General features: G+C 42.5%; 21 protein-coding genes. 19 read left to right on the top strand and 2 right to left on the bottom strand.

Translation table 11 applies throughout. From position 1 onward, the window contains the following. Positions 1-22 precede the first annotated feature (22 nt). The 8 genes from ampG to Xets_RS09280 all read left to right on the top strand — a co-directional run bounded on the left by ampG (position 23) and on the right by Xets_RS09280 (position 9,247). The gene (gene ampG / locus Xets_RS09245; protein ID WP_099132483.1) at positions 23-1,552 is read left to right on the top strand and encodes a muropeptide MFS transporter AmpG; all 1,530 of its coding nucleotides are present in this window, start codon (positions 23-25) and stop codon (positions 1,550-1,552) included. Positions 1,553-1,828: 276 nt separating this feature from the next. Then, a complete protein-coding gene (locus Xets_RS09250; RefSeq protein ID WP_099132482.1) occupies positions 1,829-2,596 on the top strand; it encodes an outer membrane protein OmpK in 768 nt (255 codons plus the stop codon). A gap of 350 nt (positions 2,597-2,946) precedes the next feature. Beyond that, entirely contained in the window at positions 2,947-3,912 is a 966-nt protein-coding gene (gene cyoA, locus Xets_RS09255; protein ID WP_099132481.1) for a cytochrome o ubiquinol oxidase subunit II, read from the top strand. A gap of 4 nt (positions 3,913-3,916) precedes the next feature. Then, positions 3,917-5,899 (top strand): cytochrome o ubiquinol oxidase subunit I, encoded by a 1,983-nt coding sequence (gene cyoB / locus Xets_RS09260; protein ID WP_099132480.1) that lies wholly within the window; start codon positions 3,917-3,919, stop codon positions 5,897-5,899. Continuing rightward, positions 5,899-6,510: a cytochrome o ubiquinol oxidase subunit III gene (locus Xets_RS09265; RefSeq protein ID WP_099132479.1), complete on the top strand. Its 612-nt coding sequence runs from the start codon at positions 5,899-5,901 to the stop codon at positions 6,508-6,510. Before cyoB ends, Xets_RS09265 begins: the two co-directional genes overlap by 1 nt. Next, complete coding sequence (locus tag Xets_RS09270) at positions 6,510-6,842, top strand: cytochrome o ubiquinol oxidase subunit IV (protein ID WP_074019286.1); 333 nt, start codon at positions 6,510-6,512, stop codon at positions 6,840-6,842. Before Xets_RS09265 ends, Xets_RS09270 begins: the two co-directional genes overlap by 1 nt. A 12-nt stretch (positions 6,843-6,854) precedes the next feature. Continuing rightward, complete coding sequence (cyoE, locus tag Xets_RS09275) at positions 6,855-7,739, top strand: heme o synthase (protein WP_099132478.1); 885 nt, start codon at positions 6,855-6,857, stop codon at positions 7,737-7,739. A gap of 140 nt (positions 7,740-7,879) precedes the next feature. Then, the gene (locus tag Xets_RS09280) at positions 7,880-9,247 is read left to right on the top strand and encodes an MFS transporter (protein WP_099132477.1); all 1,368 of its coding nucleotides are present in this window, start codon (positions 7,880-7,882) and stop codon (positions 9,245-9,247) included. A gap of 79 nt (positions 9,248-9,326) precedes the next feature. On the opposite strand, the gene Xets_RS09285 is transcribed toward Xets_RS09280, so the two are convergent. Beyond that, positions 9,327-9,818 (bottom strand): YajQ family cyclic di-GMP-binding protein, encoded by a 492-nt coding sequence (locus Xets_RS09285; protein WP_074022857.1) that lies wholly within the window; start codon positions 9,816-9,818, stop codon positions 9,327-9,329. Between the two features lie 126 nt (positions 9,819-9,944). Between Xets_RS09285 and panE the strand changes: the two genes are divergently transcribed. Next, positions 9,945-10,856 carry a 2-dehydropantoate 2-reductase gene (gene panE, locus Xets_RS09290; protein ID WP_099132476.1) on the top strand — a complete coding sequence of 304 codons (912 nt, stop codon included), beginning with the start codon at positions 9,945-9,947 and terminating at the stop codon, positions 10,854-10,856. Beyond that, entirely contained in the window at positions 10,819-11,415 is a 597-nt protein-coding gene (gene yajL / locus Xets_RS09295) for a protein deglycase YajL (protein WP_099132475.1), read from the top strand. The genes panE and yajL overlap by 38 nt, the downstream gene beginning before the upstream one ends. Before the next feature lie 83 nt (positions 11,416-11,498). On the opposite strand, the gene thiI is transcribed toward yajL, so the two are convergent. Continuing rightward, complete coding sequence (thiI, locus tag Xets_RS09300; RefSeq protein ID WP_099132474.1) at positions 11,499-12,947, bottom strand: tRNA uracil 4-sulfurtransferase ThiI; 1,449 nt, start codon at positions 12,945-12,947, stop codon at positions 11,499-11,501. A gap of 254 nt (positions 12,948-13,201) precedes the next feature. Here thiI and xseB point away from each other — a divergent pair, with 254 nt between their 5' ends. From xseB to Xets_RS09345, 9 genes are all read left to right on the top strand, one after another. Beyond that, positions 13,202-13,459 carry an exodeoxyribonuclease VII small subunit gene (gene xseB / locus Xets_RS09305; RefSeq protein WP_099132473.1) on the top strand — a complete coding sequence of 86 codons (258 nt, stop codon included), beginning with the start codon at positions 13,202-13,204 and terminating at the stop codon, positions 13,457-13,459. A 4-nt stretch (positions 13,460-13,463) separates the two neighbouring features. Then, positions 13,464-14,381: a (2E,6E)-farnesyl diphosphate synthase gene (ispA, locus tag Xets_RS09310; RefSeq protein ID WP_099132562.1), complete on the top strand. Its 918-nt coding sequence runs from the start codon at positions 13,464-13,466 to the stop codon at positions 14,379-14,381. A gap of 108 nt (positions 14,382-14,489) precedes the next feature. After that, positions 14,490-16,355 (top strand): 1-deoxy-D-xylulose-5-phosphate synthase, encoded by a 1,866-nt coding sequence (gene dxs, locus Xets_RS09315; RefSeq protein WP_099132472.1) that lies wholly within the window; start codon positions 14,490-14,492, stop codon positions 16,353-16,355. Between the two features lie 17 nt (positions 16,356-16,372). Further along, positions 16,373-16,663, top strand: coding sequence for a 2OG-Fe dioxygenase family protein (locus Xets_RS09320; RefSeq protein WP_244208660.1), 291 nt, complete (start codon positions 16,373-16,375; stop codon positions 16,661-16,663). Positions 16,664-17,195: 532 nt separating this feature from the next. Continuing rightward, on the top strand, positions 17,196-17,870 hold the full coding sequence (locus tag Xets_RS09325; RefSeq protein ID WP_099132471.1) for a helix-turn-helix transcriptional regulator: 675 nt from the start codon (positions 17,196-17,198) through the stop codon (positions 17,868-17,870). Between the two features lie 129 nt (positions 17,871-17,999). Further along, the gene (locus Xets_RS09330) at positions 18,000-19,001 is read left to right on the top strand and encodes a LacI family DNA-binding transcriptional regulator (RefSeq protein WP_187651487.1); all 1,002 of its coding nucleotides are present in this window, start codon (positions 18,000-18,002) and stop codon (positions 18,999-19,001) included. A 40-nt stretch (positions 19,002-19,041) separates the two neighbouring features. Continuing rightward, a complete protein-coding gene (nhaC, locus tag Xets_RS09335) occupies positions 19,042-20,481 on the top strand; it encodes a Na+/H+ antiporter NhaC (RefSeq protein WP_187651488.1) in 1,440 nt (479 codons plus the stop codon). A gap of 1 nt (position 20,482) precedes the next feature. Beyond that, on the top strand, positions 20,483-21,661 hold the full coding sequence (locus Xets_RS09340) for a MalY/PatB family protein (RefSeq protein WP_099132468.1): 1,179 nt from the start codon (positions 20,483-20,485) through the stop codon (positions 21,659-21,661). Positions 21,662-22,682: 1,021 nt separating this feature from the next. Further along, positions 22,683-23,363, top strand: coding sequence for a PAS and helix-turn-helix domain-containing protein (locus Xets_RS09345; protein WP_099132467.1), 681 nt, complete (start codon positions 22,683-22,685; stop codon positions 23,361-23,363). Positions 23,364-23,493: the final 130 nt, after the last annotated feature.

The raw sequence follows: 23,493 nt of genomic DNA on the forward strand, positions 1-23,493 counted from the left end.
TGCAGAAAGTTTTGGGAGGCCCATGACTAACCACCGTTATTTAAACCTATCTGCATTACGCAACTATCGAACTCTTCTATTACTAGGCTTTGCCTCAGGTCTGCCTCTTGCGCTCACGGCTGGAACGTTACAAGCATGGATGACTGTCGAAAACGTCGATATCCGAACTATCGGTTTTTTCACTTTGGTTGGTCAAGCCTATGTTTTTAAGTTTCTCTGGGCACCCACAATGGATCGATATACTCCCTCCTTTTTAGGACGCCGCCGGGGGTGGATGCTCGCTACTCAACTTTTATTGATCGCCAGTATTGCAGCAATGGGGTTCCTACAACCTTCCCAGCATTTATGGTGGCTTGCTGCATTGGCTGTTGTTGTTGCATTCTTCTCAGCTTCCCAAGATATTATTTTTGATGCCTATAAAACCGACTTGTTATCACAGGAAGAACGAGGCTCAGGTGCCGCCATTTCTGTACTGGGTTATCGGTTAGCTATGCTGGTTTCTGGTGGATTGGCTTTGTTACTCGCCACCTATATTGGCTGGCAAAATATGTATTGGGTTATGGCTGGCCTGATGCTGATCGGCGTTTATGCCACGCTTATAGCCAAAGAACCAGAAATCAATACCGCACCACCAAAAACATTACATCAGGCGGTATTCGAGCCATTGTTTGATTTTTTCAACCGCAACAATGCCTGGCTTATCCTGCTACTGATTGTATTGTACAAACTGGCAGATGCTTTTGCACTCTCACTCAGCACACCTTTCCTTATTCGTGGTGTCGGTTTCAATCCGGCCGAAGTCGGTATGATCAACAAAACCCTCGGACTCGCTGCAACCATTGTCGGTGCATTGTACGGCGGTTATTTGATGCATCGCTTGAGCTTGTTCCGTGCCCTGATGATCTTTGGCATCCTTCAAACTGTTTCAAACTTCGGTTATTGGATACTTGCCATTACCCCTAAAGACATCTACCTAATGGGTTCGGCGATTTTTCTGGAAAATATCTGTGGCGGCATGGGAACAGCGGCTTTTGTTGCTCTTCTAATGACCTTATGTAATAAATCATTTTCAGCAACACAGTTCGCGTTGCTTTCTGCATTATCAGCAGTTGGCCGAGTTTATGTTGGCCCAGTAGCAGGATGGTTTGCAGAAGCTTATGGTTGGCCAATGTTTTATCTATTTTCTGTTATTATCGGATTGCCGGGGCTTGTATTGTTGTTTATCTGCCGTAAAACACTGGCTTATACCGAGAAAAATGATGACTTTCTGCCTCGAACACTATTCAAGAACGCTTATAAATTTGCCTTTACTATCATGATATTGGCCGCCTTGATATTTATAGTTTGGTTAATTATCAGCAGCGTACTGTTTATCATCATTCATTTAGTTTCTCTGGTATACACTATGTCGCCAGAATACATGCTATATCTGCATGAAATCAGTGAATGGATATCCCCACTGTTATCCTGGAGTGTAATCATTGGAACCTTGGGCTTTCTTTTAGGTGGAATATTAGATTATTTGGCTTTAAAGAAAAGTCGGCTCGCTTAGTTTAATGTTCCCATTCAACATTTTTTCACTCCTGTCTACAGCAGAAGGTTGACAAAGCTCAACCTTCTGTCACCAGTTTATATTGCTGGCTTATTTGGTTTATATAGTGACAAACTTCACAAGAAGAGTAAAAACCTACAATTATGTGGCCTGAAAAACATTTTTTCAAAGTGGAATTATTTATATTTGAACTAACAAATATTATTATTTGAACGCATATTATTTCGAACTATTCGAAATATCGTTAACCACCTTAAAACCATATAAAGGGAATTTATGAAAAGACGTATTTTGACACTCACCGCAGTTGCCGCAGCTTTAGTTTCTGCTTCAGCCAGTGCGGAATACCAGTGGGGGTTCGGCAATGTCAGCATGAACTACCTTGACTGGAGCAAGCATACCACTCATAAAACCGGACAAACCTCACATAAGGATGATTTTGCTTATTTAGAACTGGAAGGTGGAGCAGGATTTAGCTGGGGCGAACTCTATGGTTTCGCTGATTTAGAGAATCCTTTTAACAGTAAAACAGCCCAACCGGGTGATAACCAACGTTATACTTTCAAGACAACAGGCCGTTTCTATCTGGGTGAAACAGGTTTTAACCTTTATGGCCATGTTTATGGAACCTATTCATTACCAGGCAAAGCAAATGGTGGAAACTTCCATGAAGTCAATACACTCTATGGATTAGGCTATAATGCTAATATTGCAGGCCTGTGGTTCAAGCCTTTTGTCGCACTGCATTATGTTGACCAAACTTTTTATTCAGGCAATAACGGTTATGTCGTAGGCTGGGTTGCAGGATACGATTTCAACCTTTGGGAGCAAAAATTCAGTGTTACAAACTGGAATGAAATTGAATTGAACCGCAATGAACGCTACGGCAACGGCGGACGTGAAGGCATTAATGGCGCTATCGCATTATGGTGGACTCCACATCCTTCTTTTACCACCGGAGTTCAGTACCGTTATGCGGATAACAAACTGGGAGAAGATTTCTTGCAGGATGGTATTGTTTACAGTGTAAAATATAATTTCTAATAATTAATTTAATCGGTGAGCAGCCTGATGCTGCTCATTGAAACCAATAAATAATAGTTATCCTATCGATAACAAAGCATAATTTTGGATTTTTTCTTTGATTTTTACCAAAGTTTTTCCTTGTATAATAGCGAGTTATTTGAAATTAATTGTCTATTTTGATTTTTTGGTTAAGATAACTAACCGAAATTAACGTTTTGTTAAATTTAGAATCACATGTGATCCCTCTAACATAAAAAGCCCACAAGCCAACCTGCTTCTATTACAATTGTTTACACTCCGGTAACCTTACCGTAGAATGCCCGCACTGATGAAACGACAATAAAGCTTTTGTTATCTGGGGTCGCTCAATGAGACTTATGAAATACAAAAAAACTATTGGGTTATCGTCATTACTCGCAGCCACCTTAATGCTAAGTGGTTGTGATATGGTATTGATGAATCCCAAAGGGGCGATCGGCGTCGAACAAAAAACGCTGATACTAACAGCGTTTGGTTTGATGCTGATCGTTGTTATACCGGCTATTGTAATGGCAATCATTTTTGCCTTACGTTACCGGGAAGCCAATAAATCTGCAACTTATCGTCCAAACTGGGCACACTCAAATAAAATTGAGCTTGTCGTTTGGACTGTGCCTATCCTGATTATCATCACCTTGGCGACGATTACATGGAAAACGACGCATGAACTCGATCCATATAAGCCATTGGACAGTGATGTAAAACCGGTGACAATTGAAGTTATTTCCCTTGACTGGAAATGGCTATTCATCTATCCGGAACAGGGTATCGCAACTGTAAACGAAATCGTATTCCCTAAAGATGTTCCAATTAACTTCAAAATCACCTCAGACTCTGTGATGAACTCTTTCTTCATCCCACAGTTAGGTGGTCAGATTTATGCAATGGCGGGCATGCAGACAAAATTGCACCTGATTGCTAACTCAGCGGGTAAATACGATGGATTCTCAGCAAGTTACAGTGGTCATGGCTTCTCAGGCATGAAATTCACTGCAACAGCGACTGATGATCGTGCAGGTTTTGAAGAGTGGGTGCAGAAAGTGAAAGCATCACCGAAAACCCTGGATACCGTACAAGCATTCAATGACTTGGCTAAACCTAGCCAAAACAATCCCGTTGAATACTTCTCAAGCGTGAAACCAAAACTGTTCCAAGAGACTATCGCCAAATTCATGGGTGACATGGGCCATGGTGGTATGCATGGTATGGCAGGTCACGGCAAAACAGAACATGGTGAAGCTGCGGGTCATAATATGAATATGAGTCAGCCGGCTCATTCAGGTGTTGAGGAATAAAGGCATGTGGGGAAAATTAACACTGGATGCGGTCCCATTACATGAACCCATTATTGTGGTGACATTACTTGGGATCTTGCTTGGGGGACTGGCAGTTGTTGGTTCCTTGACTTATTTCCGTAAATGGAAATGGCTTTGGAGTGAATGGTTAACCAGCGTTGACCATAAGAAAATTGGTGTCATGTACATCGTCGTTGCCATGGTGATGATGCTCCGTGGTTTCGCTGACGCCATCATGATGCGTGGACAGCAAGCCTTAGCTTCCGCTGGTGAAGCCGGTTTCCTACCCCCGCACCATTATGATCAGATCTTCACCGCTCACGGCGTTATCATGATCTTCTTTATGGCGATGCCTTTCGTTGTCGGCCTGATGAACATTGTTGTTCCTCTGCAAATCGGCGCACGCGACGTTGCATTCCCATTCTTAAACTCTTTGAGCTTCTGGTTATTTGTTGTCGGTGTCGCACTGATCAACATCTCTCTGGGAGTGGGTGAGTTTGCACAAACCGGTTGGTTGGCATACCCGCCTCTATCCGGTCTGGAGTACAACCCAGGAGTCGGTGTTGACTACTGGATATGGAGTCTTCAGCTCTCTGGTGTCGGTACATTGCTGACCGGTGTTAACTTCTTCGTGACCATCCTGCGTATGCGTGCTCCAGGTATGTCCATGATGAAAATGCCAGTCTTCACTTGGGCTTCACTGTGCACCAACATCCTTATTATTGCTGCGTTCCCAATCCTGACAGTAACCGTCGCGTTGCTAACCCTGGATCGTTATCTGGGCACCCATTTCTTTACCAACGATATGGGCGGCAACATGATGATGTACATCAACCTGATCTGGGCTTGGGGCCATCCTGAAGTTTACATTCTGGTCCTACCTGTCTTCGGTATTTTCTCCGAAGTCACTGCAACCTTCTCGAAAAAACGCCTGTTTGGTTATACCTCACTGGTGTGGGCGACAATCGTTATTACTATTCTGTCGTTCATCGTATGGTTGCACCACTTCTTTACCATGGGTTCCGGCGCGAACGTTAATGCCTTCTTTGGTATCGCCACGATGATTATCTCCATCCCAACTGGGGTTAAGATCTTCAACTGGCTGTTCACTATGTACCGTGGTCGTATTGAATTCAAAACCCCAATGCTGTGGACTGTTGGCTTCTTGGTTACCTTCTCCATTGGTGGTATGACGGGTGTTCTGCTGGCAGTACCAGGTGCAAACTTCGTTCTGCATAACAGTCTGTTCCTGATCGCTCACTTCCATAACGTTATCATCGGTGGTGTGGTATTCGGCTGTTTCGCTGGTACTACTTACTGGTTCCCGAAAGCATTTGGTTTCACGCTGAATGAGAAATGGGGCGTCCGTGCATTCTGGTTCTGGATCACGGGTTTCTTCGTTGCCTTTATGCCGCTGTATGCGCTGGGCTTCATGGGCATGACTCGTCGTCTGAGCCAGGATATCAACCCAGAATTCCACCCTATGCTGGTTGTTGCAGCAGGCGGTGTTGTTCTTATCGCTCTTGGTATTCTGTGTCAGGTTATCCAGTTCTACGTCAGTATCCGTGACCGTGAGCAGAACCGTGATCTGACCGGTGATCCATGGGGTGGCCGTACTCTGGAATGGTCAACTTCATCTCCACCTCCGTTCTATAACTTTGCGGAAGTTCCACACATCCAGACTCGTGATGCGTGGTGGGATATGAAAGAAAAAGGCACTGAATATAAGCGCCCGGCGAAATATGAAGAAATTCATATGCCTAGAAATACCAGTGCAGGTGTGATCATCAGTGCTTTCTGTCTGACCTTAGGCTTTGCTTTGATCTGGCATATCTGGTGGATGGCTATTGCAAGCTTCGCTGGCATCATCATCAGTTGCATCGTGAAAAGCTTTGACGAAGACGTTGATTATTACGTTCCTGTAGCTGAAGTCGAGAAAGTTGAAAATCAGCGTTATGAAGATCTGAGAAAGGCAGGTGTGAAATAATGTCGACTCAAACCCTTAACAACACAGCCGCCCATGATGCTCATGGGCACCACGATACAGGAGCCAACAAGATATTTGGCTTCTGGGTCTACCTGATGAGTGACTTGATTCTGTTTGCAAGTCTGTTCGCTACCTACGCAGTGTTAGTTAACGGCACTGCGGGTGGCCCGTCTGGTAAGGATATTTTTGAACTGCCATTTGTACTGGTAGAAACCTTTTTGCTGCTATTTAGTAGTATCACCTATGGTTTCGCCATGCTGAGCATGAACAAAGGTAAAGCTGGTCAGGTTAATTTGTGGCTATTCATTACCTTCCTGTTTGGCCTTGGCTTCGTTTCAATGGAAGTTTATGAATTCCATAAACTGATCCTAGAAGGCTTTGGCCCTGACCGTAGTGCGTTTCTGTCTGCCTTCTTCGCACTGGTTGCCACTCACGGTCTACACGTAACCTGCGGTCTGATTTGGATCGTCATCCTGATGATTCAGGTTTCACGCCGTGGCCTGACTGATGTGAACCGTATGCGTCTGAACTGCCTGAGCCTGTTCTGGCACTTCCTTGACGTTGTATGGATCTGTGTATTTACTGTCGTTTATCTGATGGGGGCTATGTAATGAGTCATCCAAATACTTCTCATTCCGGCGCAAGCCACGGTAGCTTCAAAACCTATCTGATTGGTTTTGTTCTGTCAGTCATACTGACCGTGATCCCATTCTGGATGGTGATGGATGGCACTGCTTCACACAGCACAATTCTAGTGACAGTAGTCGCTATGGCTGTTATTCAGATTTTTGTTCATTTCATCTGCTTCCTGCACATGAATACATCGTCTGAAGAGCGTTGGAACCTCGTTGCCTTAATATTCACATTAGTGGTCATCGCTATCGTTGTTGTTGGCTCCCTGTGGATTATGTACAACCTGAACATCAATATGATGGTTGATTAAGGGTTGATTTGAATGATTAAGCAATACCTGCAAGTGACCAAACCAGGAATTATTTTCGGAAACCTAATTTCTGCGATTGGTGGTTTTCTACTCGCTTCCAAGGGCGTAATAGATTACCCCTTGTTCTTTGCAACGATGGCCGGGGTATCGCTGGTGGTAGCATCAGGTTGTGTATTCAACAACTATATCGACCGCGATATTGACCGTATCATGGAAAGAACGAAAGAAAGAGTCCTTGTGAAAGGGCTTATCGATCCGAAAATCAGCCTGATTTACGCCTCAGTGTTAGGTATTGTTGGCATAGTGCTGCTTTATGTAGCGGCCAATGTCTTAGCAATGCAGTTAGCTCTCATCGGGTTTATCGTTTATGTTGGGGTTTATAGCCTCTACATGAAAAGAAAATCTGTTTATGGCACGCTGGTTGGTAGCTTGTCAGGTGCCGCACCTCCCGTGATTGGTTACTGTGCAGTAACAGGGCATTTTGATACAGGCGCGTTGATCTTATTGCTGATCTTCAGCCTGTGGCAAATGCCCCACTCTTATGCCATTGCTATTTTTCGGTTCAAAGATTATCAAGCGGCCAACATCCCAGTATTACCCGTGATTAAAGGTATTTCCGTCGCGAAAAACCACATCACTCTGTATATTCTGGCCTTTATGGTTGCCACTTTGATGCTGACCATCAGTGGTTATGCGGGTTATAAATACCTTATCGTAGCTGCCGCAGTGAGCATCTGGTGGTTGGGTATGGCATTATCAGGTTATAAAACCTCTGATGACCGTATTTGGGCCCGTAAGTTATTTCTGTTTTCTATCGTCGCTATCATGTCATTAAGCGTCATGATGTCTGTAGATTCAACGGCATCTCCAGAAAACCTACTGACTTACGTCTGGTAATATTTAGATGGCAGGGTAAACCCTGCCATCTTTTTCCTTTCTTTTATCTCTATTCGATGACAACTTATTCGGTTACAAACGCTTCTTTTTCGTTTGTTCTCACCTAATTGAAATGTCATACCAGATTTTTTGAGGTATCCATGAACGATAATAAAATGACTCCGCTTGAACTTCGGGCAACATGGGGCTTAGGTTCTGTTTTCTCCCTGCGCATGTTAGGCATGTTCATGGTTCTGCCTGTTCTGACGACCTATGGTTTAGCGTTACGTGATGCGACTGAAGCGCTTATTGGAATTGCCATTGGCATCTACGGCTTAACACAAGCAATATTCCAGATCCCATTTGGGCTTCTTTCAGACAAAATTGGCAGAAAACCTTTAATCATCGGCGGGCTTCTTATTTTTGCGTTAGGCAGTGTTATTGCCGCCTTAAGCGACTCTATTTGGGGAATTATTATCGGGCGAGCCTTGCAAGGCACAGGGGCAATATCCGCTGCTATCATGGCATTACTTTCAGACTTGACCCGTGAGCAGAATCGAACAAAAGCAATGGCATTTATCGGCATTAGCTTTGGCATTACATTCGCTTTTGCAATTGTCGTCGGCCCTATTATCACCCACCAAATCGGTTTAAATGGCCTATTTGGAGCAATTGCAATCCTTGCTGGCTGCGGAATACTTATCACACTGTTTGCTGTACCAAATACACACAAGCATTTATTAAATCGTGAGTCAGGTATCGCACGCGGCAGCTTCAAACGTGTGCTTTTCGATCCCCAACTAATCAAACTCAATTTTGGTATTCTCTGCCTGCATACCTTATTGATGTCGAGCTTTGTTGCCCTTCCCCTGATTATGGAAAAAGTGGGCTTTCCTCCACAACAACACTGGAAAGTGTATTTAATTACTACACTTATCTCTTTTGTCGCCGTTCTGCCTTTCATTATTTACGCAGAAACAAAACGTCGCATGAAACAGGTATTTTTGCTGTGTATAGGTATGCTATTCATCGCTGAAACCGTTTTATGGTCTCAGGGATCGCATCTCTGGGGGATCTTTGCAGGCATTCAAATTTTCTTCCTTGCATTTAATATCATGGAGGCCATCTTGCCTTCACTCATCAGCAAAGAAGCACCTGCGGGTTACAAAGGCACTGCTATGGGCGTTTACTCTACCAGTCAATTCCTTGGCGTTGCTTTGGGAGGTTTCCTTGGGGGAATACTTTACGAATGGCAAGGTGCATCACTCGTCTTTATGGGAGGCATCGCGCTGACCGCACTCTGGTTTATTATCAGCCTGACCTTACAGCAACCACCCTATGTCAGCAGCATCAGGCTTATTTTGCCAGAACAACTAAGCAACGCTGAAGTTTTGGAGAAAAAGATATTGGCGCAAGCTGGTATAAAAGATGTTGTCATCGCACTAGAAGAACACAGTGCGTATATCAAAGTCGATACTAAACTAACCAATCGCAAACAGTTAGAACAACTTGTATTATCCCATAAATAGCTTGAGTATTTATAACAAGTACGGTGTTACCAGACACCGTACTATGATTAATTATTCACTATTAGAATAATAACGGAAATTAATCGCGGAAATTAGTAAACTGGAAAGGCTGCCCCAATTCTGCACCACGAACCAATGCAATAACACTTTGCAAATCGTCGCGTGCCTTACCAGTTACCCGCACTTGCTCACCCTGAATTTGAGCCTGTACTTTCAGCTTACTGTCTTTAATCAGCTTCACAATCTTTTTCGCTAACGGCGTATCGATACCTTGCAGTAAGGTCGCTTCTACACTGTACGTTTTGCCGCTATGAACCATATTTTCAGGAATGTTGATTACAGAGCCATCAATTCCACGTTTAGCAAACTTTTCACGCAGAATATCGACGAGTTGGTTCACCTGAAAATCAGATTCACTGGCAATTTTGATCGATTCATTCTTTTCGTTTAATTCAAAACTCGCGGGGACGTTACGAAAATCCCAACGGTTACTTAACTCCCGCTGTGCGTTCTCTACTGCATTGCGCACTTCTTGCATATCAACTTCAGAAACAATGTCAAATGATGGCATTACCCGTCACCTCCAGCTAATCAATAAATCGGCATGATAACCGCTTTCCATTATTGGCAAAAGCTCTATACTCGGGAAGTTCAGCGATCTTTTTGCAACTACCCTATTTTCAGATCAGGAAGAAATATGAAAATAACCGTTCTTGGTTGTGGCGCTATCGGTAAACTGTGGCTTGCCGCCCTATCCCAACAAAATCATAGTGTTCAGGGATGGCTAAGGGTTCCACAGCCTGTTATTTCCGTCCAGATCGAAAACTTTAATGGCCAGGTTTTTAATCAACAATTTCCTGCCAACAGCGAAAAACACCTTGCTGAAAGTAAGTTACTCCTCGTTTGTTTAAAATCGTGGCAAGTTTCCGACGCAATCAATCACCTTGCTGACAAACTTCCTCCCCATTGCCCAATCCTGTTATTACATAATGGAATGGGAACCCAAGAAGAATTCAGGTCTTTACCCAACCCCATTTTACTTGGCGTAACTACGCATGGAGCCTATCGAAAAAATAGTATTGTGCATTATAAGTCACAAGGGATGACTCACATCGGCGCCATAACCGCCAATGCCGCCAAACTCAGCAATCTGGCCGATATTTTACACAGTGCCCTGCCCGATGTAGCATGGCACAATGAAATACATGCTATCAGTTGGATGAAACTTGCCGTCAACTGTGTCATTAATCCCCTTACCGTCATCTATGACTGCAAAAATGGTGACTTACGGCATCATCAGACACAAATTCAGGCATTATGTGGCGAAATTTACCAAGTTATGGAACATGACAGTATCCATACAACCAAACAAACATTGATTGATTACGTTATGAACGTGATTGAGCAAACCTCTGAAAATTACTCATCCATGCTGCAAGATATAAGGGCACAGCGACATACAGAAATAGACTACATTACCGGTTTTTTAATGCGTCGGGCTCGTGTTCACGGTTTGTCAATTGCAGAAAATACCGCTGTTTATCATTACATTAAACGCAAAGAGGAAGAATATGAGCGCCTCAGCCCTTATTTGTCTCGCCCACGGTAGTGAAGAAACCGAGGCTGTCACAACGATTGATTTACTCGTTAGGGCAGGGGTTAATGTTACCGTAGCCAGTGCGGAAACCGATGGTTCCCTCACATTAACCTGCTCACGCGGCGTCAAAATCGTTGCTGATGTCCCCTTGGTTAATGTCGTTGACGAAGATTTTGATGCCATTATTCTGCCGGGAGGAATAAAAGGCGCAGAATGTTTTCGTGACAGCTTACTGGTAGTAGAAAAAATTCGAACCGCACAAAGTCAGGGGAAAATCATTGCGGCAATCTGTGCTTCTCCGGCCATTGTATTGGAATATCATCAACTTTTTCCTGTCGGAAATATGACTGGCTATCCCAGTATGCAAGATAAGATTGCACCAGAAAAATGGATTGATAAACGAGTTTATTTTGACGAAAGGGTTAACTTACTGACCAGCCAAGGACCTGCCACAGCTTTTGACTTTGCCTTGAAACTGATTGAATTGTTGAAAGGAAAAGAAAAAGCCGCAGAAATTGCCGCCCAACTCGTTTTACCACCCGGTATTAATAATTACCAAAACATTCAATAATCATCTCACCTTATACAGGTGAGATACAACATAGGCTGCCTATCGGATCAGTTCCGTAAGCAGCCTGGTTCCTTAAGAACAAATTAAGGCCGATATACCTTCACATTGTCGAAACCTTGTTCTCGCAGATAAAGTGCCTGTAAACGACTCATCACACCACGCTCACAATAAAGCAGATAAGTTTTTTCTTTCGGCAGATCACCAAACTGAGTGCCCAGTTTATAGAAAGGCAATGACTGAGTTTCAATACCCTCTATATTTAACGGACGATTATCCTGTTCATCGGGGGAACGGATATCCAATAACACATCATTAGGGGAAAGTGCAGATACCATTTCCACTTCCACCACTTGCTCACTGGATTGCTCCGCAATTTGGCGAATATCCAGATTCTGGGCTTCACTAACCACGCGTTCTAAGATCTCAAAGTCAAAATTGTTTTCCTCTGCTTCAATTTTGGCTTTAACGGCTTTCACTGTCGGGCTTTTTGATATCACCCCACAAAATTCCGGCATAGTGCGGGCAAAATCTTCAGTGCCAATCTCACGGGCCAGCTTAATAATGTGCTCTTTATCATGGGAAATCAGGGGACGGAGGATCAACGTATCTGAAACATTGTCAATCAACCTTAGGTTAGTCAAGGTCTGGCTGGATACCTGCCCCAGAGCCTCACCGGTTACAATCGCCTGTACACCATAACGTTCTGCAACCCTGGAAGCCGCTCTGACCATCATTCTTTTCAGCACAACCCCCATCTGCCCGTCATCAACTTTTTCCAGAATTTCAGCCACGACAGGTTCAAAATTAACAGCAACGAAACGGACTTTATGCGAGCTGCCAAACCGGTTCCACAAATAATGGGCAACCTGCTTTACGCCAATTTCGTGGGCTGCGCCACCAAGATTAAAGAAACAGTAGTGCACACGGCAGCCTCGACGCATCAGCATATAGCTGGAAACGCCGGAATCAAATCCGCCGGAAATCAATGACAGAACATCTTCCTGTGTACCGATAGGAAACCCGCCAATCCCTTCATGACGGGCTTTAACCAGAATCAACTTATCCTGATCAATTTCCAGATTCACGGTGACATCAGGCTTAGTCAGTTTCACCTTGGCTGATTCAATATGTTGATTCAAGCCGCCACCAACATAGCGTTCAACTTCATTGGATGTAAAATTGTGTTTACCACGGCGCTTTGCGCGAACACAAAATGTTTTACCATGCAGTAAATGGCCGTAAGTTTCATAGGCCTGCTCAAAGATATGATGCAGATCACGAAAATCCCGCTCTTCTACTTGCAGGATATGGTGGATACCTGGAATGCGTGTCAGTGCGTCACAAATTTCCGCACCAAGGTTATCATCCTTAACCCGAACTTCGATATTATCCCAATGGCGAACAACAGCAATGCCTTCTCCGAAGGTCTTCAACACATTGCGGATATTGCTGGCAAGAATTTTAATAAAGCGTAACCGAACGGTCTGGCTTTTAATCGTAATTTCTGGGAATAATTTAATGATAAACTTCATAGTAAGATATAGTAGTCATTCAATGTTGAACTATCATCAACAACATCAATGATTGTTCTTAAGTGTTCAGTTGGATAGGGCGCAGAGTATAACACCATCTGGCTTATCACCTGTAAAAAATCGACCGCAAAAACCGATTATAAAAAAATAGTGGTAACACATGATTTATTTTTCTTGGTGTAGTAGGGTACTCTGCAATTCTGTAACGAACTTGCTTTGCTGTAATTCGTTAAATAACCATATGTTAAGTCATTATGTCTAAAGCAAATCAAACATCAGCAACCGAACAAATCCCAGCATTCGAGACCTCTCTTAAAGAGCTGGAGGAAATTGTGATTCGGCTGGAATCCGGGGAACTCCCATTAGAAGATGCGTTGAATGAATTTGAACGTGGTATTCAACTTGCAAGACAAGGACAGAAAACGCTTCAACAAGCGGAGCAACGAGTGCAAATTTTACTGAACCATGATGCACAATCGCCTCTTGATGAATTTTCGTCCGATGCTGAGTAAATTTATGTCTGAACAATATAAGGCTCCTTTTGAAGAAAAATTGCTCGCTTGTCAGCAACATACTAATGACAAACTGATGGCAATATTTGCTTCATTGCCCTTTTTAAACAGCCCATTAGGTACAGCAATGCAATATGGTGCAGTACTGGGTGGAAAACGGCTGCGTCCATTTTTAGTTTACAGCGTGGGAGAAATGTTTGGCCTCCCCAAAAAGAGTCTTGATGCCGCAGCCATCGCGATAGAGTGCATCCATGCCTATTCATTGATCCATGATGATTTACCCGCAATGGATAATGACGATTTACGTCGTGGGCAGCCCACCTGTCATATCAAATTTGGTGAAAGCCAGGCTATTTTAGCCGGTGATGCATTACAATCACTGGCCTTTGAGATTTTGGCAAAACAGGATATGCCCAATGTGGCCTTATCCGATCGTCTTGCCATGATCGCTGAACTGGCAAGCGCCAGTGGCTTTGCCGGCATGTGTGGCGGGCAATCACTGGATTTGGAAGCAGAAGGTAAACAGATCGATCTCGCTTCACTGGAACAGATCCACCGACATAAAACAGGTGCACTAATACGCTCATCCGTTCGATTGGCTGCTTATAGTGCAGGACAACGGGGCCGTGAAGTACTGCCTTTGCTGGAGCGATATGCCCAAGCCATCGGTCTGGCATTTCAGGTACATGACGATATTCTGGATATCATTGGCAATACTGAAGTGATTGGTAAGCGTCAGGGCAACGATCAGCAGCTCGGCAAAAATACTTATCCTGCATTATTAGGTTTAGAACAAGCCCAACAAAAAGCCAGGGATCTGTATGAAGAAGCGCTCATTGCCCTTACAGAACTGGAAAAACGGTCATATGACACCGCAACCTTGAAGAAATTGGCTGGTTTTATCATTGAGAGAAACAGCTAAAAAACCGGTAAAGCGCCTTATGGGGTGAACCCAGAAATTACACACTGATAATAACAGGGTTCTTAATATTCAACTTCTAACGGATATAGCATTTTACACAGGCATAGCATGAGCATTGATATAGCGAAATATCCAACATTGGCATTGGCAGAAACTCCAGAAGAGCTTCGCCTGCTACCCAAAGAAACCTTGCCAAAGTTATGCGATGAACTGCGTCAATTTTTGCTGAACAGTGTCAGCCGCTCCAGTGGTCACTTTGCTTCCGGCCTTGGCGCTATCGAATTAACCGTCGCACTCCACTATGTTTATAAAACCCCTTTTGACAATTTAGTCTGGGACGTTGGTCATCAGGCCTACCCGCACAAAATTTTAACTGGACGTCGTGATCGCATTAATACCATTCGGCAAAAAAATGGCCTTCACCCCTTCCCCTGGCGGGAAGAAAGTGAGTACGACACCTTGTGCGTCGGCCACTCATCCACATCAATCAGCGCTGGCTTAGGTATGGCTATTGCTGCCGAACATGAAGGCAAAGGCCGCAAAACGGTATGCGTCATTGGGGATGGAGCCATTACTGCGGGTATGGCTTTTGAAGCTATGAACCATGCCGGCGATATCGATCCCGACATGCTGGTTATTCTCAATGATAATGAAATGTCTATCTCTGAAAACGTGGGAGCATTGAATAACCATCTGGCACAGATCCTGTCAGGCAAGCTGTATACAACCCTGCGTGAAGGTGGTAAAAAAGTTTTTTCCAACCTGCCTCCTATCAAAGAGTTATTGAAAAAAACGGAAGAGCATCTGAAAGGCATGGTTGTTCCTGGAACGCTGTTCGAAGAGCTTGGGTTCAACTATATCGGGCCTGTTGATGGCCATGACGTACTGGCGCTAACCCAAACTTTGAAAAATATGCGTGAACTGAAAGGGCCACAATTCCTGCATATCATGACTAAAAAAGGTCGTGGTTATGCACCAGCGGAAAAAGATCCTATCAGTTGGCATGCCGTCCCCAAATTCGATCCCTCTGCGGGTTCTTTGCCCAAAAGCGCAGATACTCGTCCGACATTTTCCAAAATCTTCGGTGACTGGCTGTGTGAAGAAGCCGCCCATGATAAAAAACTGATGGCGATCACCCCAGCCATGCGCGAAGGTTCCGGTATGGTGCGCTTCTCCCGCGAATATCCTGAACAATATTTTGATGTCGCGATTGCCGAGCAGCATTCCGTCACTTTTGCCGCAGGTCTGGCTATTGGCGGCTATAAACCTATCGTTGCCATTTATTCCACCTTCCTGCAACGCGCTTATGATCAAGTGATCCACGATGTCGCCATCCAAAACCTGCCTGTTTTATTTGCCATCGACCGTGGCGGCATTGTCGGTGCAGATGGTCAGACCCATCAAGGGGCATTCGATCTTTCCTTCCTGCGTTGTATCCCGAATATGGTGATTATGGCACCCAGCGATGAAAACGAATGCCGTCAGATGCTACATACCGGATATCATTATCAAGCAGGCCCTGCTGCTGTTCGTTATCCTCGTGGTACAGGTACAGGTGCTGAACTCCAGCCACTGGAAACATTGCCAATCGGCAAGGGTGTAATCCGCCGTCAGGGAGAGCGCATTGCGATCCTGAACTTTGGCACACTATTATCCTATGCGCTGCAAGCGGCTGAAACCCTGAACGCAACCGTTGTAGATATGCGTTTTGTCAAACCGCTGGACAAAGAGCTGGTGCTGGAAATCGCAGCCAGCCACGAGCTGCTGGTGACTTTGGAAGAGAATGCCATTATGGGCGGTGCAGGCAGTGGTGTTAACGAACTGCTGATGCAGGAAAAGTTGTCAGTTCCCGTATTGAATCTGGGTTTACCGGATGACTTTATTCCACAAGGAACGCAACAAGAACTTCATGCTGATTTAGGGCTGGATGCGGCGGGTATTCAAAATAGTATCGAGAAATATCTGGCTAAATAATCTCTAATAATGGATGAGTGTTTTTATTAAACATTCATCCATTTTACTTTCTGTTTTTATTTCCTATAACTCAAATCAAACATATCATTTTATTCAATAAAAAATTGAACTGTACTTCAGTCATTTTGGTACTCTTCTTAAATAAATCTCCGCCCTTATTACACACCGCAATGGGACATTTTCTTGAAACACTCGCAATAGACGATAAACAACTTTATCATCGGGCAAGCAATGTTCGACAAATATCTCCTACAAATGCGGCATTTCGGGATTTGTTGTTGGTAACTTTCCGGCATATTCCTGAATAACAAATGAGCGAATAATAATGTCAAGCCAGGAAAATAGTCATTCAGTGGCGCACGATTGGCGAGCTACCAGCTACGTAGCCACAACTTATTCCACGGCTTGCCACTGACAGTATTAGTCTGGTCTTGTTGTGGGTACGGCGTTTCACTACAAGCAAAGTGTAATTATTGCAAATCGGATAACCAGCACCGACTGGGAACGTGATCCTACGGTGCTGATTTTTTCCAGTGATCAACAAGATAAAAAAAGCAACTAAAGTCACATTTTCACACTTCATGAAACCGGTTACATGAATAACAAGCTCTTCTCACATTCCATCTGAAATAAATGCGTTACTTTGTCCATAACAATCAAGTTCAAAACCGGTGAAGAATGTTCGAGTTACCTCGCGGCGACAGGGAAAAAATCTAAAAGCACATAGATCACGACTACGCGGTTAGGAAAATTGTGATTAGGGTAATGATTGAGGGGTGAGTGTAGCTCACAAAGCAGTAACTTGAAAAATAACGGGTATGACATTATTGAAGGTTATATATGAGTCAAATCACTCCTCAGTTAACAAATATGTGGGATAAAAGTCATGAATCTTGGTTTGTAAAAGACAAGAAACTCGGTTTTATATATGCAAATAAAGCGTTTATGACGTTAAATAACTTGCCTGAACAGTTTGATGTTACAGGATATACTGAGAAAGAGTTACTGACACCATTTAACCATCTTGTTCACCTGTTTGAAGAACATGATCGTAAGGTTTTACAATCTATGCAACGAATATCATCTATCGGAGCTTATTTTCAACACAATGATCAACAACTAAAACCCTATTTCTGTGAAAAATACCCATTAATGGATGAAAATAATCAATGCATCGGAATAATTGGTCACGCCAAAGAAATAAATCATTTTTCAGTCCATTATTACATTAAAAATGACATTTCTATCTCTATTGACCTTAGTCCGCCTAATAATATATTGACAGAGAAAGAATGGTTGATAATTTTTTTGTTCTGTCGTGGTGTTAGTAATAGAGATATTGCTAACGAGCTGAAAATCTCATATCGTACCTTGGAAAGGTATTTTAATGTTATCTATGAAAAATTCTCAATTAGTTCAGCGATTGAATTGAAATTTCTTTGTGAAAAAAATAATTATGACCTCTATATCCCACCTAACTATTTAAAATCTATAGACCATGTTTTGCTATATTAGGGATGGTATCTACATGCTAAATCCTCTGTCACTTACCCACGAGGCTAATTTAGGCCTTCATGAGAGTTTAAATAAATTGGAATATGATTCCATTTCATATTTATCTTACATAATTGCGGGGGAAATAGCATGGCCACTATGAAAGACGTAGCACTTCGAGCCGGCGTGTCTGTCGCTACTGTTAGCCGTGTCATTAATAATACAGCTTACGTCGAACCAGGCACCCGTGAACGGGTAGAAAAAGCGATGCGTGAATTCGACTACCACCGCAATTATGCCGCACTTGTATTGGCGAAAAGATGCGGGAATATGCTGGGCTTACTGACTGGTAATTTAGCTGATCCTTTTTTCTCCCTTTTAGCTCGCGGAGTTGAAAAAATTGCCCGAAAAAAAGAAGCCAAACTTATGGTTTGTAGTGGCGGACACCAAGCTGAACTCGAAAAATCTGCCTTGAATTTTTTAATCAACCAAGGATGTGAAGCAATAGTTGCCCATATCAGCAGAATGAGCGATGCAGATATATTACGTTATGCCGCTCATACGCCAGGGTTAGTGATTATCAATCGATATCTTCCGGCCATCGCTAACCGGTGCATCTGGTTAGATAATGTCAGCGCTTCCCAAACTGCAACTGATTATCTTCTCCAAAATGGTCATCGTAGAATTGCTTGTGTAACGGCAGATTTACCTATCGATGATAGAAGGCTCCGCTTAGAAGGATACTATGCTGCAATGACTAATGCAGGTATCACCGTCCCTGGCAATTGGATTATTAGCGTTCCATTTAACGAAGAAGGTGGAGAACAAGCGGCAGAAAAACTCTTAAGCAGCGGTATCAACTTTACTGCGGCAGTTACATTCAATGATGTTATGGCTGCTGGTATGATGAGATACCTGCATCGGCAAAAAATCAACTTACCTGAACAGCTATCAATTGTTGGATTTGATGATGTCATCACGGCCCGATATCTCTGTCCTCCCTTAACGACTGTACACAACCCAGTCGAACAAATGGCTCAACGAGCGGCCAATCTCGCATTACAACTCAGCGCTAAAAAAGAGCTACTTCCACAAATGAATATGTTCTCAGCGGAACTCGTCATAAGAGATTCCGTATTTTCAATAAAATAACTTTTTATTTCAATAAGGTACATAAAACTGGGATTTTTATATGGATGATAAGAAGAAGTTGAATCTGGGACTCGCCATACTGCCAATCGCAGCAATGCTCCTGTTGCTAATTATTGGTTATGGTCAACTAGGCCTACGTATCGAAGCTTTATTGCTTGTTTCAGCAGCAATAGCTGCAACTTTAGCATATTGGCAAGGCTACCGCTGGAATGACATTATTGATGCCATTGTGGCAAAACTGGCCAAAGCAATGCCAGTGATCATGATACTAATTTGCGTTGGAGGTTTAATTGGCACCTGGATGTTCAGTGGAACCATACCTTATATGGTTTACTGGGGATTAAAACTGATTAGCCCGCAATACATACTCATTGCCGCCTTCTTTATCACAAGCTTAATTTCAGTTTGCACTGGCACATCATGGGGATCAGCCGGAACAGTAGGTGTTGCCCTAATGGGAGTAGCCGCTGGCCTTGATGTGTCTTTAGCTGCGGCAGCGGGTGCGGTTGTTTCAGGGGCGTATTTCGGTGATAAAATTTCACCGTTATCTGACTCAACTAATTTTGCTGCAATCGTTGCCGATACTGATCTTTACAGTCATATTCAACACTTAATGTACACCACTGTTCCAAGCTTCATTTTAGCCGCCATTGTTTATTTTATTGCAGGTCATACGAGCTTAACGGATAACGTGGCAACTCCCGAAAAAATCACAGAAATCCTGTACTCTCTTGAAAGCCTGTATCACTTCAATTTATTGCTGATTTTGCCTCCGATACTGGTGTTGTGGGGAGCCATAACAAAACGCCCAGTGATACCAACCATGCTGGCTGCCTGTATATTGGCTATTGCAATCGGCATAGGTCTTCAGGGATTCACCCTTAAACAAGGCCTTAATGCATTAATTGATGGTTTCAATCTCTCCATGTTCTCTGACCAGGGACACAGCATCACCGGGATCGTTAGCGATGTTCCCCGCCTGCTCAATCGCGGTGGTATGTTCTCAATGATGAGTACTATACTGCTTGTATTCTGTGCATTCGCGTTTGCCGGCGCGTTAACACTCACTGGCGCTTTAGCCATTATTATTAATCGGCTTCTGCAAGCTGTTCGCACAACTGGCCAACTCATCGCTGCAACCCTATCCACAACCATTCTGCTAACTGGCGCAACCTGTGATGGAAAACTGGCTCTTCTCATTCCGGCAGAACTGTTTAAGGGGGCTTATTGCCGGATGGGACTGGATAACAAAAATCTGTCACGAACTATAGAAGATGGCTGTACAGTCGTCGAACCCCTGATCCCTTGGACTTCTGCGGGCATTTATATGGCTACAACATTGGGTGTCAGTACCCTTGATCTGCTACCTTGGGCAATCCAGTGCTATGCTGCCGTCTTTTTGGCTCTCATTTATGGCTTTACTGGTTTCGGTATTGCAAGAATCCCAGCGGAAAACCCCCTAAAGAAAAAGGAAATTTAACGTGGAATCACCTGATTTCAACCAGATAATCGATCGCCATAATTCAGGTTCTGTTAAGTGGGATTTTTTAAATCGTTATCTGCATTTAAATGAAACTGATCTGCTACCAATGTGGGTTTCTGATTTCGATTTTCAATGTCCCAAAGAAGTTCTGCAAGCCCTATCTTCCCGCATTGATCACGGTATTTTTGGTTATAGTGAGCGCGACGATCTCTACTACCAGGCAGCAATAGACTGGTTTTCAAGACGTCATAAGCTGACTTTACACAGGGACTGGTTCACATCGATAGAAGGTGTCATACCTGGATTAGCTTTACTGATACAAATGCTGAGTAAACCAGGGGAAGGCGTCATTGTACAAGGGCCTTATTATTCTTCATTTGCCAAAGTTATTACGATGAACGGCAGGGCGGTTATTGAAAACCCACTACTTGAAGACATCGAAGGCTATAAAATTGACTATGACCATCTAGAACACATATTGGAGCAACACAGACCACCTTTGCTATTATTATGTAACCCACACAATCCCACTGGCCGCTGTTGGGATCGTGACGAGCTGCTCCAGCTATTGATACTCTGCAAAAGATACGGTACGACGGTAATTTCTGATGAAATTTGGGCTGATTTAATTTTACCTTGGGGAAAATTCACCTCAATATTGCATCTTGGAAATGAATGGCATAGTCACGTGATTGCGGCCACCTCAGCCAGTAAAACGTTCGGGCTTGCATCGCTGCGTATATCAAACTTTATTATTCCAGATCGCACTTTCCGACAAGCTTTTAATGATAGGTTAAACGCTCACGGGTTAGATGTATTTAATTCATTATCTATGACTGCGGCTACTGCAGCTTACCAGTATGGAGATACATGGCTTGATAAGCTACAAGATTATCTGGCTGAAAATCGTGACTGGTTCGAACAGGCTTTAGCGTCTTCTGTCCCCTGGTGTCGAATGACCAAAGCGGAAGGTACATATCTGGCCTGGCTGGATTGTCGCAATTTAGGTTTGGATGATAATACCTTGCAACAGCTATTAATACAAAAAGCCAAAATAGCCGTTTCAATGGGATACAGTTTTGGTGATAAAGGAAAAGGGTTTATCCGAATAAATTTAGGTTGTCCCCGTCAATATCTTGAAAAAGCTATTAGTGGTTTGGCTCAGTTAACAACATAAAGCTAATGCATAAAAATAAAAAAATAGTCTAGAAACTGCTCCTGTTTTAACCCTATGATCATACCTGAAACTTTCCACCAGGAAAGTTTCAGGTAATTAATCCTAACTATTGACTAAAATACATACTCCTTATTTTCCCTTATTTTAGTTATTCAAAGCACTAATGTTTATATCCTATTTAAGATTGATTTTTATATTATTACAGGTTATTCCCTGGAGATGGCGCTGGTACAAAAAACTAAAAATAGAACAATAGATATTCGTATAGATTTTTATAACCGATAACATTCTTAGATATTTTAATTATTTTTTGGAATATTGTAAGCGTATGAAATACTTTAATGAACATCTTTTTCCTTAGGAAAAAATAGCATTAAACACTTAGCGTCAATTAACCAATATTCAAATGTTAATATCATGTTAACGATGAGTAATGGTTTTATAACATCATCCATTTTCATCAATTGTAACGTAACATGCATTCAGTTTTAAATTGATAAAACCCTATTTTTCATATTAGTAATTACCATATTAAAATTAATAAACAACCAATCTTTGACTGTATAATTATCGTGCCATATTATATGACTAGCTTATTTAAACTATAATAAAAAACAATAAAAATAATGGGTTAATAGTTAATATATAAAATATGAAAAAATAAAATAATATCATACTGAAATTAATTCACATGTAGGGAAAAAATGTTGCTCCTTGGGGAGCAAAAGATCACCAATTGGCCGCCATTGAGTGGGAAATTCTTTTTCTGACCTTACGCTCACTGGATGAAAAAATATCAGTAAGGAATTAATGATAAACACAGAAGATACTGTTAATCATATAAAATCAATTTACCAAAAGTTTAATGTTTTAAACCATATAGATCTGCAAGACTTCTGCAAAGAACAAAAATTTTGATCGCTATATCCCTGAAACGTTTGTCACAGTTAGTAGTAGAGAAATAAGCAGCAGAGAAATAGACTAATTTTTCATGCTCCAAATTTAACAAAGGAATAATAATATGAATAATAAACCCATCATTTCACCTCAAATAATTAACACACTAGCAATAAGTGATGATCCCTGGGGAATAAAAGATAAAAACTCATGCTTTATTTACGGTAACAAAGCGTTAAGTTCGATTAAAGGATTTTCTGATTCATTTGATTTTGAAGGGCTTTACGATGACGAACTTCCTTGGGATGGGGCTGAGTTTGCCAAGGCATATATTCATCATGATCAAAAGGTCATGCAAGATGAAAAATCATATATTTCACTTGAAACACATATTTGGGGAGAAACAAAAACATTATCCTCTTACTTTTGTGAAAAATCACCGTTTTATCATGAAAATGGAGAATGTATAGGAATTATATACCACCTATGGAAAGCCCAAGATTATTCATTAACTCGTCTATACCATGGAAAGCTCCCTGCTTCTATTATGTTTCAACCACCAACTCATTTATTTACCCAACGAGAATGGGACGTCATTTTTCTCTCTTTGCACAAATATACCAGTAAGCAAATTGGTAGAATATTAAATATTTCTTATCGTACTGTCGAAAATTATACAGCTCAAATATATAAAAAAGCGGGTGTTAGCTCTGCTCAACAATTGGAAGAATATTGTCGCTTTAATAATTTCGATCTCTATGTGCCAGAAAGATTTTTGCGTCCTGAAAGCCGGCTTTTTGTTTGAATTTCAAATGTTGTAGTCTCCACATTAATACCGATATTTAATGCCCGTACGGTATCACGGATATCGGTTTTATCCCCTTTGGTTTCCAAGCCGATTAGCAACCCCTCCTCTCATCCAATAAACGCTTTTC

This window comes from Xenorhabdus sp. TS4 (genome assembly GCF_014467265.1).
In the GTDB taxonomy this organism is placed as follows: domain Bacteria; phylum Pseudomonadota; class Gammaproteobacteria; order Enterobacterales; family Enterobacteriaceae; genus Xenorhabdus; species Xenorhabdus ehlersii.

Coding starts and splice junctions, on each gene's coding strand:
- Xets_RS09280 (WP_099132477.1), top strand. CDS start 7,880: ATGAACGATAATAAAATGACTCCGCTTGAACTTCGGGCAACATGGGGC.
- nhaC (WP_187651488.1), top strand. CDS start 19,042: ATGGATGATAAGAAGAAGTTGAATCTGGGACTCGCCATACTGCCAATC.
- Xets_RS09265 (WP_099132479.1), top strand. CDS start 5,899: ATGTCGACTCAAACCCTTAACAACACAGCCGCCCATGATGCTCATGGG.
- thiI (WP_099132474.1), bottom strand. CDS start 12,947: ATGAAGTTTATCATTAAATTATTCCCAGAAATTACGATTAAAAGCCAG.
- ampG (WP_099132483.1), top strand. CDS start 23: ATGACTAACCACCGTTATTTAAACCTATCTGCATTACGCAACTATCGA.
- cyoE (WP_099132478.1), top strand. CDS start 6,855: ATGATTAAGCAATACCTGCAAGTGACCAAACCAGGAATTATTTTCGGA.
- Xets_RS09270 (WP_074019286.1), top strand. CDS start 6,510: ATGAGTCATCCAAATACTTCTCATTCCGGCGCAAGCCACGGTAGCTTC.
- Xets_RS09330 (WP_187651487.1), top strand. CDS start 18,000: ATGGCCACTATGAAAGACGTAGCACTTCGAGCCGGCGTGTCTGTCGCT.
- Xets_RS09250 (WP_099132482.1), top strand. CDS start 1,829: ATGAAAAGACGTATTTTGACACTCACCGCAGTTGCCGCAGCTTTAGTT.
- panE (WP_099132476.1), top strand. CDS start 9,945: ATGAAAATAACCGTTCTTGGTTGTGGCGCTATCGGTAAACTGTGGCTT.
- dxs (WP_099132472.1), top strand. CDS start 14,490: ATGAGCATTGATATAGCGAAATATCCAACATTGGCATTGGCAGAAACT.
- Xets_RS09285 (WP_074022857.1), bottom strand. CDS start 9,818: ATGCCATCATTTGACATTGTTTCTGAAGTTGATATGCAAGAAGTGCGC.
- cyoA (WP_099132481.1), top strand. CDS start 2,947: ATGAGACTTATGAAATACAAAAAAACTATTGGGTTATCGTCATTACTC.
- Xets_RS09345 (WP_099132467.1), top strand. CDS start 22,683: ATGAATAATAAACCCATCATTTCACCTCAAATAATTAACACACTAGCA.
- xseB (WP_099132473.1), top strand. CDS start 13,202: ATGTCTAAAGCAAATCAAACATCAGCAACCGAACAAATCCCAGCATTC.
- yajL (WP_099132475.1), top strand. CDS start 10,819: ATGAGCGCCTCAGCCCTTATTTGTCTCGCCCACGGTAGTGAAGAAACC.
- Xets_RS09325 (WP_099132471.1), top strand. CDS start 17,196: ATGAGTCAAATCACTCCTCAGTTAACAAATATGTGGGATAAAAGTCAT.
- ispA (WP_099132562.1), top strand. CDS start 13,464: ATGTCTGAACAATATAAGGCTCCTTTTGAAGAAAAATTGCTCGCTTGT.
- cyoB (WP_099132480.1), top strand. CDS start 3,917: ATGTGGGGAAAATTAACACTGGATGCGGTCCCATTACATGAACCCATT.